Raw genomic sequence first — 1,726 nt, 5'->3', positions numbered from 1 at the left:
ACCGATATTTAAATCCTGATAAGTGGTCAGGGCTTTTTGCCTGGCTTCCTTGTCCAGTTGGTTAAAGTTGTATAGTTTGAGCGTTATCGTTTTCATGTTTGTTCATTTAATCAAAGGGGGATTGCTCCCCCTTTGATTGATTAATTAAGGGTTAATGCTTCTTCACCGCTTTTGGCGTAGCCGAGGCATAAATCAAATGCAGCCTGTGTGCGCAATTGGCCTGTACCGCCGATGATGGATTTTACTTTAGCTTCATCGTCCTTGTATTCCTTGACATTTTGGAAGTAGCCGGTAATGGCGTTGTATGCCCCGAACAAAGTCCCTTTGGTAGTTTCGGTCTGTTGGGTCGGGCTTGCCATTGCGTACATAAAGGCGTTATCGCAGATGTTTTTGAACACGGTGGATAGTTCCTCACCTGTTTTCAGGCTCTTTAGTACCTCTTTGCTCGGTGCCATTGCTTGCTGTATCAGCTTCATGACGTCCTTATCGGTAATGCGCACCTTTGTCCATTGGTTAAAAATGCCGTCCAGTTCATCAGCCATTTTGTTAGAAATACCCATAACCTTGTGGGCTTCCTTTAGCCTGTCCTCTGCGTTGGCCGTGTGGCGTATCTTAATCGTATTGGAACTGTTCCTGAGTGCTGCGCCGAGGGTATTCTGGCAGACAATTCTAACGGGGGTAAATGCTGCGGTGATACTGCCCGAACCATCGTGCGAGGTGGTCAGGAAAAGGTATTTTTCAATATAATCATCTTGGCCTACCTTGATGTAGCCGGGAAGTTTGGCGGTAATGAAAATACGCTCCCCGTTGCCTAAAGCCCCTGCAGTTTCATATTGCATCCCGTCCCCGCCCACGATGGCGTCAAAGAAGCTGAACGCATCCCGGTTCTGTACGATTCCGTAATCCCTGCCTACTACGCCCAATACGGTATTGTTATCGGTGCGCATGGTGGCGTAGTAATTAGGGACGGTAATGTCTGTACCCTCTACCAATTCACCCGCATCACCTATGGTCATTGCCCTGCTTTGGGTAAACAGCGGTGATTTGATCACCTCGTAGTCAAGCCCTGCAAATTGCAATGCATCCTTACTGGTCGGGTATCCTTCGACAATCTGCCCTAATCCATGCCATGCCTTTTGCTTTACGCTGAAAAAGCTGTGCTGTCCTGTCTGCTCGTTGAAATTGATATTGTGTGCCATTTTCTTTTAAATTTTACGTGTTTGAATTTTAACTATCTGTGCTTCGGGTGGATTAGAATGGCAGGTCGTCGTCGTCGGGTGCGCCTCCTGCGTTGGCTGTTTGCTTCTTCCCCGCTTTTGGGGCAGCTTTTTCCGTTTCCCTTTCGGCGGGTGTGCCTGCGGATTTGCCGAGTAGCTTAATACTTTCGGTGTTAAAATTCAGTGTGCCTACGGCTTCGCCGTCCTTGTTGATATACGCCCCGGCCTGCATCCGTCCGGACAATTGCACCAAAGTACCTTTGGTCAGGTATTCGGCTATGCCGGGATTGCGCCAGTAGGAACAATCCACGTAGGTGGTGATTTGTACCCTGTCCTTGTCTTTAGGCTTGTAGCTGTCGTTAATGGCGATGGTAAAGGCTGTTACTTTTTTGTCTGTTTTGGTAGTCCTTACGGCTGCGTTTGCTACCACTCTTCCTGTGATTTCCATTTTTTTTGATTTTTAGTGAACTTTTTTTGTTGTTTCTTTCTTTCGCCCGTGTCCCTGTGTG

Annotated in this window: 2 protein-coding genes; both read right to left on the bottom strand. The window is 47.6% G+C overall.

Annotation, left to right across the window (positions count from 1 at the left end; genetic code table 11):
- Positions 1-140: 140 nt before the first annotated feature.
- Positions 141-1,199 carry a DUF932 domain-containing protein gene (locus RG47T_RS25445; protein ID WP_074493921.1) on the bottom strand — a complete coding sequence of 353 codons (1,059 nt, stop codon included), beginning with the start codon at positions 1,197-1,199 and terminating at the stop codon, positions 141-143.
- Between the two features lie 52 nt (positions 1,200-1,251).
- The gene (locus RG47T_RS25440; protein WP_074493919.1) at positions 1,252-1,665 is read right to left on the bottom strand and encodes a single-stranded DNA-binding protein; all 414 of its coding nucleotides are present in this window, start codon (positions 1,663-1,665) and stop codon (positions 1,252-1,254) included.
- Positions 1,666-1,726: the final 61 nt, after the last annotated feature.

Origin of the sequence: Mucilaginibacter polytrichastri (assembly GCF_001911425.1) — a bacterium.
Taxonomy (GTDB): Bacteria; Bacteroidota; Bacteroidia; order Sphingobacteriales; family Sphingobacteriaceae; genus Mucilaginibacter; species Mucilaginibacter polytrichastri.
The sequence above is the reverse complement of the archived record's forward strand: the minus strand, read 5'-3'. Positions and strand labels throughout refer to the sequence as shown.